At 66.6% G+C, this 15475-nt stretch carries 10 protein-coding genes; 2 read left to right on the forward strand and 8 right to left on the reverse strand.

Annotated elements, in window-relative coordinates; all coding sequences use genetic code 11:
- Positions 1-189 precede the first annotated feature (189 nt).
- Positions 190-1506: an NPCBM/NEW2 domain-containing protein gene (locus tag ABOD76_RS03565; protein WP_350242180.1), complete on the forward strand. Its 1317-nt coding sequence runs from the start codon at positions 190-192 to the stop codon at positions 1504-1506.
- Positions 1507-1926: 420 nt separating this feature from the next.
- On the opposite strand, the gene ABOD76_RS03570 is transcribed toward ABOD76_RS03565, so the two are convergent.
- From ABOD76_RS03570 to ABOD76_RS03595, 6 genes are all read right to left on the reverse strand, one after another.
- Complete coding sequence (locus tag ABOD76_RS03570) at positions 1927-2958, reverse strand: LLM class flavin-dependent oxidoreductase (RefSeq protein ID WP_350242181.1); 1032 nt, start codon at positions 2956-2958, stop codon at positions 1927-1929.
- An 11-nt stretch (positions 2959-2969) separates the two neighbouring features.
- The gene (locus tag ABOD76_RS03575) at positions 2970-4253 is read right to left on the reverse strand and encodes a carboxylate--amine ligase (protein WP_350242182.1); all 1284 of its coding nucleotides are present in this window, start codon (positions 4251-4253) and stop codon (positions 2970-2972) included.
- Between the two features lie 850 nt (positions 4254-5103).
- Positions 5104-5781 (reverse strand): VC0807 family protein, encoded by a 678-nt coding sequence (locus ABOD76_RS03580; RefSeq protein WP_350242183.1) that lies wholly within the window; start codon positions 5779-5781, stop codon positions 5104-5106.
- A gap of 37 nt (positions 5782-5818) precedes the next feature.
- Complete coding sequence (locus tag ABOD76_RS03585; protein WP_350242184.1) at positions 5819-6325, reverse strand: MarR family winged helix-turn-helix transcriptional regulator; 507 nt, start codon at positions 6323-6325, stop codon at positions 5819-5821.
- Positions 6326-9059: 2734 nt separating this feature from the next.
- Positions 9060-9341: a hypothetical protein gene (locus tag ABOD76_RS03590; protein ID WP_350242185.1), complete on the reverse strand. Its 282-nt coding sequence runs from the start codon at positions 9339-9341 to the stop codon at positions 9060-9062.
- 389 nt (positions 9342-9730) lie between these two features.
- Positions 9731-10024, reverse strand: a complete 294-nt coding sequence (locus tag ABOD76_RS03595) for a hypothetical protein (protein WP_350242186.1) — start codon at positions 10022-10024, stop codon at positions 9731-9733.
- Between the two features lie 429 nt (positions 10025-10453).
- On the opposite strand from ABOD76_RS03595, the gene ABOD76_RS03600 reads away from it, so the two are divergent.
- The gene (locus ABOD76_RS03600; protein WP_350242187.1) at positions 10454-11464 is read left to right on the forward strand and encodes a potassium channel beta subunit family protein; all 1011 of its coding nucleotides are present in this window, start codon (positions 10454-10456) and stop codon (positions 11462-11464) included.
- A gap of 817 nt (positions 11465-12281) precedes the next feature.
- On the opposite strand, the gene ABOD76_RS03605 is transcribed toward ABOD76_RS03600, so the two are convergent.
- Together ABOD76_RS03605 and ABOD76_RS03610 are read right to left on the reverse strand one after the other, a co-directional pair.
- Positions 12282-12533, reverse strand: a complete 252-nt coding sequence (locus tag ABOD76_RS03605; protein ID WP_350242188.1) for a hypothetical protein — start codon at positions 12531-12533, stop codon at positions 12282-12284.
- 160 nt (positions 12534-12693) lie between these two features.
- Entirely contained in the window at positions 12694-14973 is a 2280-nt protein-coding gene (locus ABOD76_RS03610) for a C1 family peptidase (RefSeq protein ID WP_350242189.1), read from the reverse strand.
- Positions 14974-15475 lie beyond the last annotated feature (502 nt).

Below are 15475 nucleotides of genomic sequence, written 5' to 3' on the forward strand. Positions count from 1 at the left end.
GCGTCGTGCTCGCCGGGTCATGCCTCGAACGAACACAGGCGCGCTTCAGGCGGCTCGAACGCCTGTCTCAAGGTTGGATGAGCGGGGACACCCGCATGTGCGGCCCGAGGTGGCCTCCTGGCGGGGTACGGTCGTGGTGGCCCACGATTCACACTCCACCGTCTTCACCCGGCGGGCCGGGAGGAATGCATGAAGAAGCGCACCGCGCCCCTCGTCCTGTCTCTGTTGCTCGCCGCCTGCGGTCAGCAGTCCAGCTCCCCCACCGCCGCGGACGACCCCTGGGCCGCGGAATACGCCGCCCATCCCTCGGACCCCTGGGTGTCCACCCACCTGTCCGCCCTGAGCCTGACGTCTGGCACCAACACCCTGGGCTACGAAAAGCCCACGTATGCCACGAGCGGCTGGGGTCCGATTGAAGTGAACCGCAGCAACGGCGGCCGCGCCCAGCTGGACGGAAACCCGCTCACCATGGGCGGTGAAGTGTACAGCAAGGGCTACGGCGTGCACTCCAACTCGGAGCTGCGCTATGACCTCACCGGCACCGGCGCCACCTGCACCCAGTTCTCGGCGTTGGTCGGCATCGACAACGAAGTCGGCAGCAAGGGCAGCGTGGTCTTTCAGGTGTGGGCCGATGGCGTGAAGGTGGCGGACAGCGGCGTGATCTACGGCAGTTTCCCGGCCAGGCGGATCACCGCGGACCTGACCGGGAAGAAACAGCTGCGTCTGGTGGTGACGGACGCGGGCGACGGGAACTTCTATGACCACGCCGACTGGGCCAACCCCGTCATCAACTGCTCTGCCGTCACGAACGCGAAGCTCACCCTGGATCAGAGCACCGTGGACATCTACCACCTGCATACCGCGGCCCTGAAGGCCCACCTGACGAACTTCCCCGCCGGTCCCGTGAACCTGCGGCTGGACTTCGTCCGGCCTTCTGACGATGGGATCTACCAGGCGCCGACGCAGGGCTCCATTGCCTTGACCACCACGCAGGCGTCTGGGAACGGGGACGTCGCCCTGTCCCTCACGGCTCCATATTTGACCTCCATCAACCCCTACTTTCCGCTGCTGGAGCAGGACTACCGGCTGGTGGCCAGCCAGCAGGGGAAAGATCTGGCCAGCGTCCCCCTGCACGTCTCGGAGAAACTGATGAAGATCAGCATCCGGCTTGAAGTTCCCGAAAGCGCCTACTCGGGACAGGAAAACATTCCTGGGGTCGCGGTCGTGACAGTGGAACCCCCGCTGGACACCCCGCTCCGCGATCTGCATCTCTCTGAGGCGGCTGGAGGAAACTTCAACGACGTGACAAATGTCGGGACCATGACCGGCGATGGACACGTCATGCGGCGGCCCTTCACCTTCACCGCGCTCGGCATCCCGGGTGAGCCCGATCAAACGCTCCTGAGCCTGTTTGGCTATTTTCCGAACGGAGGTTACTTCGGCGGGAAGTACGACTTCTATAACCCCGGTGCCTACTTGAGTATCAAGATCGTCCCCGCGCCCTGATCAACCTCGACCGCCGATGAGGGCCTCTGCAGCTGCCTGGATGACGTTCAGGCCGCTGCTTTCTCTGCGGTCCAGCAGATCCAGCGCCGTCAGTCTTGAGCCTGATGGGCATGGTCTCTGCGTGCTCAGCGGCAGCGTGCTGCCGAGCAACACCTGAGTCGCACGCACGTGACCAACAATGAATAACGGCCTGCAATCAAGCTTGTCTTGACCCCACCGGGCTGAGGGTGCACCGGCATCCGGCTGTAGAGGGGTTTGGCCGGCCTGCCGTGACGTGCCGCTTCCGGCCGTCACGGCTGAGGCGATGGCAGGAAGTGGCGCGTCCGGCCCACTCGCCCGACGGTGCGGTCCGCTCGTCTCTGCTGGCAGGGGCGTCCAGGCTGGGCCGCGGTCGTCACCGCCTGGCGCGCCCGGGCAGCCTCACGTTCCTGGGGCGAAGTGCCGGGCGATGACCTGCTGACCGAAGCGGCGCATCTCCTCGCGCTGCGGGCTGAACTGGATCAGCAGCAGGTCAACACCCACCTGTTCGTACTCACGGATGCGCGCGGCTATCTGCGCCGGTGTGCCCACCAGCCCCGGGCGGAGCCCTCGGTTGCTGACGCTGTACTCCTCCAGGCTGACGTCGCTTTCAAGCTGGCTGCCACGAACGAAGTCCTGATACGAGGCGTACGCCGCCGGGCTGGCCTGCACGTCCGTGACGCGCCGCCGCTCCGCTTCCGCCTCCTCGGGGGTATCTCGGCAGATGACGTACGCCGCCATGCCGAAGCGCAGTGGCGGCTGGCCGGCGGCTTCGCGGCGCGCGCGCAGGTCTGCGATCTTGGCGGCGATCACGTCCGGCGGGTCGCCGTGCATCAGGTACGCGTCTGAAGCGCGCGAAATCAGGGCCTTGGCAGTGGGCGACTCGCCGCCCATGTAAATGGGCACCGGTTGCTGGGGTTTGGGTTCGAGCCGGGTGCCCACCAGGGTGTAGTGGTCGCCCTGGTGGTGGACGTCGTCCTCGGTCAGCAGCCGCTTGAGGACCGTCAGCCACTCGCTGCTGCGGGTGTAGCGCGCGTCATGCTGGTCAAACGGCATGCCGTACTGCCGGGCTTCCTCGGCCCACCAGCTCGAGACGACGTTCAGGCTGATGCGGCCCGGCGCGATGGTCTCCAGGGTGGAAATGGACTTGGCCGTCAGCGCCGGGGCGTGGTAGTTCGGACGGACCGCCAGCATCAGCTCCAGCCGCTCGGTCACCGCGGCGACGGCCGGGGCCAGGGTCCAGGCATCCAGGCTCGGGGCCTGCGGCCCCTTGATGTCGTTCAGGTTCAGCTCCGCGATCAGGCTCAGGTCGAAGCCCAGCGTCTCGGATTCGCGCGCCACGTCCCGCACGTACGACCAGTCGGTGCTCATCTCTTCATCCTCGACGTTCCGCAGCCAGCCGCCGAAAATGGGCATCCAGTAACCAAATCTCATGGGTCTTCTCCTCAGCAGGCGCAGGTGTAGGCAAAGCCGAACAGCTCGCCCTGAAGCACGTCGTAGAAGGGTTCGGGGTCGCCCGCGTCGAGAATGCCGTCGACCAGCGTGCCGGCGGCCGGCACCTCGCCGCGGATCAGGCCCAGCCATTCCTCCCGGGTGACCATCTCCTCCGGCATCACCTGGGCGCGCGCGCGCAGCAGCTTCACGTAATCGCGCAGGAAGGTCCAGCGGACGCCGTCCCGCTGCAGCGGCGCGTCGAAGGGCGCGCCGGTGGCGTCGCGGTACGCGAGGAGCGGCAGGTCGACGCCGCTCGCGACCGGCAGGCCAATCCACTTCCAGCTGCGGGTGTTCACGTCCAGCAGCAGGTGCTCGCCACTGTCGGGGTCCTGCACGAACTCGATCTCGCTGATGCCGTGGAAGCCGAGGGCCTGGAGCACCTGCACGCCGCGCTCGGCGATCTCCGGCACGTAGCGGGCGTCGGCGAGGCAACTCGTGCCGAAGTCCGGCGGGAACTGCTCCAGCTTCCGCCCTACGAACACGCCCCGGGGAGACGAAGTGGCGTCCAGGTAGCTGCAGACGCTGTAGAACCCGCCGGGCGGGGTGCGGATGATGCGTTGCGCCACCAACCGCAGGCCCTGGCGTGCCGCCGCCTGCACCCGCTCGGCGAACTCCGCCTCGTTCTGCACCACGAACACCTTCGCCTGGAACGCCTCGTAGAACGCGCGCGACTCGTCGGGCTTCAGGATCACCGGGTACGCCATCCGGGCCGCCAGGGCGGCGACCTCCGGGTGCGGTCCGGCCGCGAGGGCGTCGAGCGGGAGGCCGTCCAGGTACCAGCTTTCGGGAATCGCGATGCCGAGCCGCTCGGCGAGCTGATACAACGCGGTCTTGTTCAGGGCGGTGTCGATGACCGCCTGCCCGCTGAACGGCACCCGGTAGTGGGCTTCGAGCTCCTCCTTGTGGCGGGCGACCGCGAATACCCAGTCGTCGTTGGTCGGGAACAGCACCGGCTTGTGCCGGAAGTGGGGCCCGAGCTCCATCAGGAAGTCCACGAACGCCCGCCCGCCGTCCTGGACATCCGGACACACGGCGAGGGCCGTGAGGTGGCGGCTGCGGTGCCCGAGGCCGCCCGCCTCCCGGTCCAGCCCCAGGACAGGCACGCCGACCCGGCCCAGCGAACGGGCGATCGCGAGGCCGGTGATGTGGGTGTTGAAGGTGATGGCCGCGGCCTGGTCCACCGCGTTGATGCGGTCGAGGGCCGCCAGGAGGTCTGAACGCTCGCGAATCAGCATGGCTGTCCGCAGGTGAGCGGGGCACAGGAGAGCAGAAGGACAAGCATGCCTCATCTTAGTGGACAAGTTCGGTCAAGAATGCAGGCCGTTTGGTTCCGTGGACCGGAGCGTCGCCAGCTTCATGGGACGATGACGCACCGTGCCGCTGTTCTCTCCTACCGCTGTGGCCATTCGGCGTGGAGCCGACAGCTCCGTTCCACCTGGGGGTGCTCGCGTCTGGCTGGAGCTGGAGCACGGCCGCATGACTGCGCCGTGCTCGCGGCGCCCATCTCTCAACCGCCGGTCCCTGTGGCGCGATGATGAGGTTTCGGGGCCGTTGAGGGGCGCCGCGTCGTGCGCCTGACCTCAGGGACGTCATGCACTGTACGAATGCACAGGCCTCAGCAATTGCCCACCACGCTGACGCTGCAGCGGGTGGGGGTGACTACGGGCGTGGCCGATGGACACGAGGAAGGCCGCGCCGACGCGGCGCGGCCCAGGCTCTGCCCACCTCCTGAAGGATGGGGGGGTATGCAGGGGCCCGCACCGGTTGCTCCGCCTTGACCGGGAGAAAGGCGCCCCACGTCCAACCTTCGAGGCAGCCGTGGGGCGGCCACTCCGGCTCGCAAGGCGGCACGGAGGGCATCCTGATCGTGCTCAACCCGGGGGATTCGCCGGATGCACCACCGCGGTGGGGATCAAGCCAAACGTGTCGACCAGGATGTAGCGCTGACGGCCATCGACCGTGTTCGCCCTGTCGAATCCCCGAGGTCCACCCGCGCCCGTCGGCCTGGCGCTTTGACGTGTGGTGAGGCCAGCGGTGGGCGGTGGCACCCTGAGAACTGCCCCGCTGCCGGGTCGCCGACCCGGGTCAGCGGGGCAAGGGACGCTCGGGGGCAGCGTTGGCGCTGCGCGTGTCGAGGTAGCGGTGAAAGACCGGTTTGACGTGGCGCAGGTGAAAGACGATGGCGCCGCCGAGGGCCAGCAGGCCCGGCAGGTTCGCGAGCGCCACCGCCCGGTGCAGGTCCAGGGTGTAGGTGACGGCCACGCGGCCCGCCGCGTCGATCAGCAGCGCGGCGCCGAACGCGGCGGTGCTGGCCCGCAGGGCGCGCTGGAACGGCACCGATGTCGCCCAGGCGTCGTGCCACGCGCGGGTGAGGGCCGGGTCGCCGTGCGTGGCCATCGGCTCAGCGACGGCGTGCAGCATCGGCCGGCCGCGCAGGGTCGACAGGCAGAACACGCCGGCCACGGCAACGAACAGCGCGGGTTTGGCCAGCACCAGCCGGGCGTCGCCGGTCCAGACGGTCAGGGCGACGCCGAGCGCGAACATCGTCAGCACCATCAGCCCCATGCGGTCCACGCGGCGACGACGCGCGAGGTGGAGCAGGACGCTCGCGCCGGGAATCAGGCCGGCGACACTCAGCGCCCACACGTCAGTCAGGCCGGCCCACGACAGCAGGTAGTACAGGGCGACGGGCGCCACGACGTCCACGAGCAGGGGCGCGGGCACAGTCAGGCGGCGGGTGGTCGGGCGGGTTGGGGCGTTCATCGTTGGCATGCGGAACCTCGCGCTTCGGGGAGCAGCTTCAGGGGGCCGGGACCGGCGGGACATCCGGCTCCTCAGCCTGGACCCGGCGGCGCCGACGGGCCGATTTCGCCTTGAGGCCGGGGCCGTGGGCGTCCCAGTCGCCCATCAGCCGGGTGAGCAGCGCGGTGAGGGTCGCGACGTCCTGGGCACTCCAGTCGTGCAGCACGCCGCGCCACAGCTCGAAGCCGGTGCGGGCGATGCGCTGCAGTTCGGCCATGCCCGCCTCGCTGGTGCGGATCAGCCAGGAGCGCGCGTCGTGCGGGTTGGGCAGCACGTGCACGTGCCCCTGGTCCTCGAGCGCCTGCACGTGCCGGGTGATGGAGGTGGGGGACAGCTCCAGCTGTTCGGCCAGCAGGCTGGGGGTCACGCCGTCCAGCGTGAGCGCCAGGGCCAGCACCTGCACCCGGACCGGGTCGTGGTCGCGCGCCTGGTTGCGGTTGGAACGTTGCACGAACCGGAACACCGTCTGTCCGAGCTCGAGGATGTCGTCGTCGCTGGCGGTCATGCCCTCACTGTAACTACTTGCTTTCAGAAAGTAAATAGAGGTGAGCTCGGCGTTCAGGAGGTAGATACCGCTGCCCACACCAAGAAGAACCGGCGGCGTGGGCAGGCAGGGCGCGATCATCTGCGGTCTCTGGGGCGCCATCGTCTGCACGGCAGGCATCCGCCAATCTGCAGCGCACCAGTGGCCACAGGCGGAGCGCATCCTGCTCAACGACGTCCAGAATGCTTGACGCATGACGCATGCCTGGTCTGTGTCGTCATTGACCTCAATGCCGCGCTTTTGGAGCAGCCTCTGCACCTCCCGCAACCCGAATGGGAAGCGGTTGGACTGGCAAATCTCATACCGGTTCACCGGACAGAACCCCTCCCTGACCAGCGGGCGGCCGCCCGGTCCCCAGCCAGGGCCAGCACGTTGCCGGCCCTGGCGAGGGCGGCGCGTCATGACGTCCCGAGTTCAATTCGACCGACCTACGCGAGCTTCTACCCGCGCATTCTGGAGGCGCGGGTGGGCGGGATCGGGGGACGAATCAGCGCCTTTGCTCACGCGCAGATTGCGCTGGCGGTTCAACCGCGCTTCCTGAACTCCGGACTGACGGTCCGTGGCGCCATGGAGCCGCAACGTTCGCGGCACAGTTCCGCGTTCACCTTTGTGGCCTCTGCGGAATACCTGCTGAACCGATGTGGTCCGCCCCAGCGGAACGAAAAACCACCGGAGGCATGACCTGGATCATGCGGCGCTTTCACTGCGGGAAGCCCCGGTGGTGCTACTTGACCCGGACATCCCGAACGGTCAGCACCGCCGGGATATGTGTGGCGGGGTAAACGATTAGGCAAGTTCAATTTGGTGGCCTGCGGAGCGATCTCAGGAGCGCCGCCCACCGGCGCGCGACCGATGCAGAGCCCGGAGGATATGGCCTCCGCCTCCACCACGGAATGTTCGCGAGGAAGACTACTGGCGAACCAGCGCCATTCATCGGGCGTCTCGACCTCTGCCAAGTTCAGACGAGTGAAGCACCGTTAGCTCCGGTTGCGGACCGCTTCACGCTACGAGGAGGACACATTTGAAGTATGGCGGGACAGTATTTATGCCTGATTGACGGCCTTGCCATGTTCACAAGCATGTGTTCAGAACAGAAAGTATACTTTTTGACTATAGGTTCTTTATTATTCTCTTAATTCGCTCTTACTTGGACGACACATTTCTCTAATGGTTGCTCAAAGACGATCATCGATGACCTGAATGCTAGATTCATGGTTTTGATTGACGGTCTCAATAAAATAATAAAATAGAAGTCAACAACGATCAAGGAGGAAACATGCCATCCAAGAAGACATCAACAACGGTGAACAAAAGTGCCAAGGATGGACGGTTTGTCACGAACGCGAAAATAAAGAGCAGTCCAACGACCACGTATAAACAAACTGTCGAGAAAGCGTCCTCCAAAGGGAAATAACGTCCCGCCTCCCCAGGCTCATACCCCCAACGCACAGGTCGAATACGTGGAGGGCCAGCGGCGGAGCGTCCTACCCTCTACCGCACCCGGTACAATCTCAGAAAAACGGTGCGGCCCTTGAGCAGCCCCGCTCCGTTCTCCGCCTATTCGCCTGGCCTGTCGCTCTGTTGCGCGACGGACAAAATATCCGGCTGCTCACGGAGATTGTCGACTTGAACCAATATGCCTGGGGGATGCGCCCGGCACAGCAGCAGGAGGCGGCCATCACGGCTGGCGATGACTCGAGACGGCCCTCCGGCGGTTGTGCGCCTCATCGGTGCCCGGGCAACACCGGCCACAACGACCGGTGCAAGTGGCAACGGCTTTGCGCCGATCAGGTTGCCGAGCCGACTGCAATTTAGGTGGTCACGGTGCCACGTCTCAATGAGACCGAAGATGAGCGCTGCCGTGCAACATCACGGGAGGTCCTGGCCAACCGTGATCCGTGGTTTCTGTCATCTCGGTCGAGCGTGAACCACAACGATCCTGGACACGAGCGCCGCACGGCTCACCCAGGACATCACCGACCGGGACTGCCAGCGTCAATATGCCGCGTCGACGGCACATTCTGAGCGCTTCCGGCGCGGGACTCACTCCGCTCGGCCGAAGGCTGGCTCCAACTTTCAGCTGTTTCACCTTGACTCAGATGAATTCTGCTGAGCGCCCAGTGGTCCGCCGTGTCACATCCGACAGGCCCCGGTTAAGCGCCTGGCGTTGCTGCGCCAGGCGCTCAACCGACATGCGGGCAGGGTGCTGAGGGGTTCGCTGTGGTGTTCAGGTCATCCGCTCATTCCATGGGTTGCAGGCGTGTCTTCATGACCATGCGCACGGAACGCCGGCTTGGGGGCCTCCGTGAACCCGGCGACGTGATGGAGCATGGCTCGCCCAGTTCCCCTGCACGGTGCCCCACGTCGACAAGAGTGGATCGCGGCAGAACCTGCTGAACCTGTCCCTCAGCCTCCACTTGCTCTCCACCAGGTGGGCGATCAGGGACAGATGGGTACCGGTACGGTCATCATTTAAGGTCACCTTCCTGCCCTTCAAAACCAACCGCACAGGGTGTTCGCGCAGCACGGCTACCTTGCGCCTCACGCGCTCCTCCAGCTTCTGTGCCCAAGCGTTCATGCTTCAGGAGCGTGGGCAGGATGTTGCGTCTGCCTCACGGGTGCTCCTCCTCTGACGGGAGTGCCGTGGCCATACCTCTTACGTCCACCTGTACGCGACCCATCCGCTCAGGCCAGCTCAATGCAACTGGCGCACGACCTTTGATGGGGCATGGACTCGACATGCCTCTTGTTTTATTTGCAGCCCAACCCGGTACGCAAAGGCAATGAACTCCCGGTAGCCCTGCTCCGCATCCGAAGCATCAACGGCGGTGGCCAGGTGGAGGTACCAATCGAACAAGGTGAGCAGAAGACCGTCAAGCTGCGCCTCAGGACACTGCCTGGCCGTCAACATGACGTCCGAGATGACCGCCAGCGCCCGGTCCTGTAGGTCGGGGATGAGGGTGTTGTCCGTATGCATGTCGCTACCGTAGCGGGCGGGGCCTTCACACGAGCACGGCCTCGCTGGAGCTGAATTCACCAGAGTCTGAGCTCTCCCTCTGTTCACCTGAAGGCCTCTTGCCCCAGCCCTCACCAGCGGGCCGTCTGCTCTGTCGGTCGCCGCTGACCACCAGGTTCCCGGTCAAGGGCAACTCCATCCTCCAGGGGCATGTTCCGTGGCCGGACGGCCGGGAGGACACGAGCGCAACCGGGCGCCCCGATGTGCCAGGGCGCCTTGACCCTTCCCGGGGCATACCCTCGTCACTGGTCTACCGTGTCCACCGGGAGGCGACCCAGCAGCCCACTCTGGCCTGAACAGGCCCCCCCATCGAGCGGGTGCATGCGGACGTGACTTGCCCCGGCCGCGGATCAGCCCAGCGTGTCGTCGTCGTTGAGGAACATCCCGACCAGCGCTGGATTGGCCTTCAACTGATGGAGGGCCAGTTGAGTCTGCCGCAGCTGTTCAGCTTGCACAGGGAGTTGCTGGCTCACCCAGTCCTGGCGGTTCCTGGGCCGGGTCAGCTGCACCTGCAGGCGCGCCTCACCGTTGAGCTGCATGGAACTTTGGATTCGCTCTTCCATGTCCTGCAGCTGGGCCTGGGCTTCTTGCACCATCGACCAGGTTGAAGCCATCAGCTGACGGAGCTCTTCGCGTTCGTCCATAGCCCATCATCCCCCACCGCTCATTCAGGTGCAGCCCGGCCAGTTCTACGACCAGCCCCATCTTTTGATCTCCCGTCTTCATCTGAAGGCGGCCCCTTTTCACCCAGGCCAGCTTGAACACGCTGGCCGCCTGCGTTGGAGGCGCCATGTCCTGCCGCACCGGTCGGCGATCTCCTGGTCGGCCTGCCCACTTGGGTGACCTGAACTGGAGCCAGGCGCCATTTCTCCAGCTGAGCTCGCAAGTCCTTCGACAGTTGCCACGGCGTCCGACTCAGGAGCGGACATCCTGCGTGCTCCCATCCCCCAGCTTCTCTGTGATGGGTCGCCGTTCGTCTGTGCACCCGCGCCCAGCGGAGACAATCCCAGTCTAAACCTGAGCACAAGAAGGGCGGCGCTGTTTTGGCTTAGGTTGGAACGCGAGGTGACGCTATGGAATATCGTCGATTGGGCCAGTCCGGGTTGCAGGTCAGTGCGCTTTCCTTTGGGGCCTGGGTGACGTTTGGCACGCAGTTGGATGTGGATGGTGCCCTGGAATTGATGTCCGCCGCCTATGACCGCGGGTGTAATTTCTTCGACAACGCCGAGGCCTACGCTCGCGGCAAAGCGGAAACCATCATGGGCCAGGCCCTGACCAAGGCGGGCTGGCGGCGCGACAGTTACATCGTGTCCAGTAAAGTGTTCGGCGGATCGGTGGACAACCCAAGCCCAACGCAACGGGGACTCTCACGCAAGCACGTGTACGAGGCGTGCTACCAGGCCATCGAACGCCTGCAATGCGAGTACCTGGATCTGTATTTTTGTCACCGCCCGGACCGCGCCACGCCCATCGAAGAAACAGTGCGGGCCATGACCGAATTGATCCAGCGCGGTGACGTGCTGTACTGGGGTACGAGTGAGTGGTCGGCGCAGGAATTGATGGAAGCCTACGCCGTCGCCCGCCAGTACAACCTGATTCCCCCGACTATGGAGCAGCCGCAATACAACATGCTCACCCGCTACCGGGTCGAGGTCGAATACAGCCGCTTGTACCGCGCGGACACCATCGGGTTGGGCACCACCGTCTGGTCGCCTCTGGCGAGCGGGCTGCTGACCGGCAAGTACAACGATGTGGTCCCGAACGACACCCGCATGAACCTGCCCGGGTACGAATGGTTGAAAGCCCGGCTCGAGAGTGAAGAAGGCCAAGCCAACCTGGGCAAAGTCCGGGGCCTGGCCAAGATTGCCGGCGACCTGGGCACCACCCTGCCGAAGCTGGCCCTGGCCTGGTGCCTCAAGAATCCGAATGTGAGCACCGTGATTACGGGCGCGTCCAAAGCCACGCAAGTGGAGGAGAATTTCTCCGCGCTCGAACTGCTGCCCCAGCTCACCGAAGAGGTGATGGCGGCCATCGAGGCGACCCTGGGCAACAAGGAAACGCGTTTACACGGCTCGAGCGAGTAACGCGATTGGTGATGAGCGCCCGTCGGGCCGAACGCAAGAGAGCGGCTGGGCGCGTTGCCACCAGCCCTGCGGCTGTCTGCCGGACCGCGCCGCGACGAGCTGATCGATGACTCGCGGGCCAAACTCACCCATGCTCCCGCTTTAACGCCCGTTTCGTGGCCGCCCTTTACCTGCCCGCTGACAGGTGCGGAACGGCGCCCCTTGGTGAGCCCGAAGGGGAAGTTGGCATCGTGGCCGACACGCCTGAGCCCCTGCTCCTGCTTCCGACCCGTGGCGGAGCGCCACGTGTGTGTAGTCACAGGTTCCCGCCACCCTGGAGCCTCGTCGTCTGGTGGCTACATGCGTTCACGCTCGCCGCCCCCTGCGTCGCTAACGCTGACCGTCAGGAAGCGCTCGAGGTCCGGGTGCAGCAGCAGGCGCCGCTCGGGCAGCACCGCCGTGGGCGCCGGGAGGGCCGGGTCGATCTGCAGGTGGTAATGCCCGCGCCAGCTGTAATACCGGAACAGCTGCGTGAGCCACCGGCGCCACTCCGGCGCCTGGGACCCCCTTCGGTCGCCCGCTCGTCCGGGGGTTGAGGCGGCTGGCCCTGGAGCAGCCCGTTCTCCAGGTCACGGTCCGCCCGGAACGCCGGGTCGGCGGCCCCACGGACGAACATTCCGGTGAAGGTGGCGGCGAAGCGGTCGACGCTCATCGCGGGCCGCACCCCACCGGGTCCCGGGCCCTGCGTGAGGCGGGGCCTGCAGCCGATCGATGGGCGTGGTGGCGCCAGGGCAGCGCTCACGGGAGGCCGGGGAGGGGAGCTGCTGAACATTCCGCATCAGCCGCCCTCGGGGTCCGTGCCGAGGATCTGCTGGAGCAGGTGGACGGTGCGGCTGCGGCTGGCGAGCCGGCAGCGGTTCACCAGGTCCTGCCCCTGGCGCTGCTCCAGCAGGTTGGGGCGCTGGGGGAGCGGGCCTGCGGGGTGACGCGCGAGTGCGGCGGCCAGGGTGAAGTCCTGGGGCCCGGCACGCCCGGATGGGGTGGCCGCGGCATGGCCCCCACCGTGCCGCCCGGCTGGGAAGGCGTTCACCGGGGGTGCTCCGGTCCGTGGCCGAGCCCACCGCCACCCTGGGGATGGCCGCGCCGACCGGGGTTCAGCCGGGCAGGGCGTTCAGGCTGATCACCTGAACGCCCTGCTGAGGTTCATGACCCGGGGTGTGGAGGGCCCGCGTCCCGTCCTGCGGGCCAGGTCAGTGAATGCACTCGGGGATGTACAGCGGATAGCTGGCCGTGCCGCTGCCGCTCAGCCCCTCGGGGTCGGTGACCGTGAGCCGCACGCCGACTGTCCGGGTTTCGGGCACCCCCAGGCAACCGGGGACGGTGAAGGCGTCGCCGAGCCGGATGAGCTTCTCGCCGGGCAGGCCCAGGAAATCCGGCGGGGTGATGGTCTTGGTGACGCCGTCGAAGCTGAGTTCCCATTTCAGGACGTACTTGTCCGGAGCGCTCGGGCCGGGACCGCCCGGGTCGATGAACGTCCAGGCCACGACGGCATTCGGGTCCATGGTGCTCGAACGGTGGTTCACGCTCAGGGTGACGGTGGGCGGACCGCTCGTCGTGGGTTGCAGCGCCTGGACGTTGACGGTGCCGCTCGTCGCGGGCCTCAACGGGGCGGTGTAGGTCGCGGTGACCGTGCGGCTGCCGGGGGAGAGGAAGGTGTAGGTGACGACGCAACCGGTGCGGGTGCCGTCCGCGGGGACGTTGGTCTTCCAGATGAGGCCGGTGCAGGCGTAGGTGTCGTTCGTGCCGAACTTGCGCACCTGACCGTGAAGGGTGAGCGGCGCACCGACCGCGACCGGCTGTCCGGGCACGGGGACACTGACGTCCACCACCGGGTACGCGTCCGCCAGCGAGAGGGTCAGCTGCGCGGTGTTGCCGTCGCTGTCGCGGGCACTGAGCGTGAGGTTGTCGGCAGTGAGGTCCGTCAGGTTCGAGACGGTGAACGCGCCGGTCCCGTCGCCCGCCGTCAGCGGCCCTCTGGCCGCCGAGGTCCAGCGGAACGTCTGCTGGCAGCACCCGTCGCCGTCCTGCGCGTCCTTTGCGAACCCCGAGAGCGTGAAGGGCTGCGTGAAATCGATGTAGGACGGGCCGATGACGATGGCGCCCGTCGACGTTTTGGCCGGCGCGGTGATGGTGAGGGTCGGTCCCACGGTGGCGCTGGCGCCGCCCACCTCGCTCTTCCAGCGGGCGCTGCGTTCGGCCGGCACGTCCAGCACCGAGAGGCGCACGAAGAACTTCTTCACGTAGTCCACCGGCACGTAGGAGAACCCGCCGTCCGCCTCGCAGCCCCAGGAGTTCTTGACGATGAAGTACCCGCCGCCGGACGCCTGCGGGGCGTTCGGGAGGCGCGCGCTGAGGGTGGCGTTGTCGATGAAGCCCACGATGAGGACGGCGTGCCCGCCGCCCTTCTTCTTGCCGTCCGCCGTCACCTTCGCGTAGTCGGTGACGAAGCCGTCGTCTCCAGCCTGCTGGAAGCCGCGGTACACCTTGAACGACGCGAGGACCGCCCGGCCATCGGACAGCAGGGCCCGCAGGGTGCCGAGCGGCAGGTCGTGGCCGCTCTTCCATACCTGGGTGGTGTGTGAATACCCGGCGCCCGAATGGCCGTCGTCCGTGTACGTCGTCACCAGGCTGGCACAGTAGGAGAACACACCGGAGGTGCACACCATCGGTGCCTGCGGTGTCGTGTTGTTGCACGTGCCCACGTAGTCGTCGCGCTTGTCCCCAGTGTTGTTGTCGCACGAGTGGCTGAAGTCACTCTGGCGACCCCACGATGGGTTGTAGCTCCAGTACCCCTCGGGCGGAATGATGGATTTCACCCCGGGGAAGTTCACCATGAAACTCAGGGCGATTTCCGCCACGTCGCCGTCGTGGTACAGCTCATCCCTGAACACCTTCCAGCGGTTCACGAAGTACTGCTCGCTGAGGTTGCGCGTCACGTCGGACACGACCATGTCGCGGCTCTCCACCGCCGCGACGGACGCGAAGGCCCAGCACGTGCCCCGCCCACCCTGGTCCCGGATGGGGGTGATGAAGCGCTTGAGCGGCCACCAGAAGTTGCTGTAGATGCCGGCGTTGGAGTGCGGGCAGTCGCCGGGGCCGTCCGAGCCGTTGCCCGCGAGCGGGTTAAACAGGCCCTGTCGGCGAGGCCCGGTGGGCGTGCCTGGTGCCTGTGGGCCTCGGTCCCGCGCCTCCGGACGCGCCCGGTCGAGGGTGCCCTTGCCCTCAAGGGCCCGCTCCAGCTGGTGCTGCGCGGCCTGCAGCGCCTGGAGATCACCGCCCTGCAGCTGCTGTGGGGGGACGAGGCCTGCGCGCAGGGCCGCGGGGGTGGCGTCGAAGCTGGCGCGGTAGAGCTTCAGGGCGTTCGTGGGATCACCCTCCTGACGCACGGCGTCCGCCGCGGAGCGCAGCTGATCGGCGAGGCTGAGCGTCAGGAACGACTTCCCGGTGCCGGACGAGGCCGTCTCCTCCACGAGGGGGTTGTCCGTCCCTTCGGCCTCCTGCAGCAGGTCGCCGAGCGCGTCGACGCGCTCGGCGTCGGGGAGCGCCCGCAGGGCCGTGAGGTCCTGCTGGACCTGCTTCAGGGCCTCCTGACGGGCCGCCTCCGCAGGCGACGAGGAGCGCAGCGAGCAGGCCGCCGGCGAGCAGGGACTTCATCATGGTGCTTCCTTTGCGGGGTGCCCGATCGGTTGACGCTGGTGAGCGTCCGGGACCGGTCGGTGAAGGTGCTGGGGCGAACGCGGATTCACGCTCGCCACAGGAGCGGGCATCAACCGGCGCGTTCCAGGGCGACGAGAGGCTGCCGTACCGACCATGATCTGGGTGGGTCGTTCATGAGTCCCCAGTGTGCGGAGGGAGGCGTCACCTGGGCGTCACCTCGGCGCGAACGTGACAGGTTCCACCCGCACCGCTTCACGCGCGCCGCGTGGTCATGGGCAGGATGCACGCTGGGGTCTTCCAGATGACACGGGGGCT

The organism is Deinococcus sonorensis KR-87 (genome assembly GCF_040256395.1).
Taxonomy (GTDB): Bacteria; Deinococcota; Deinococci; order Deinococcales; family Deinococcaceae; genus Deinococcus; species Deinococcus sonorensis.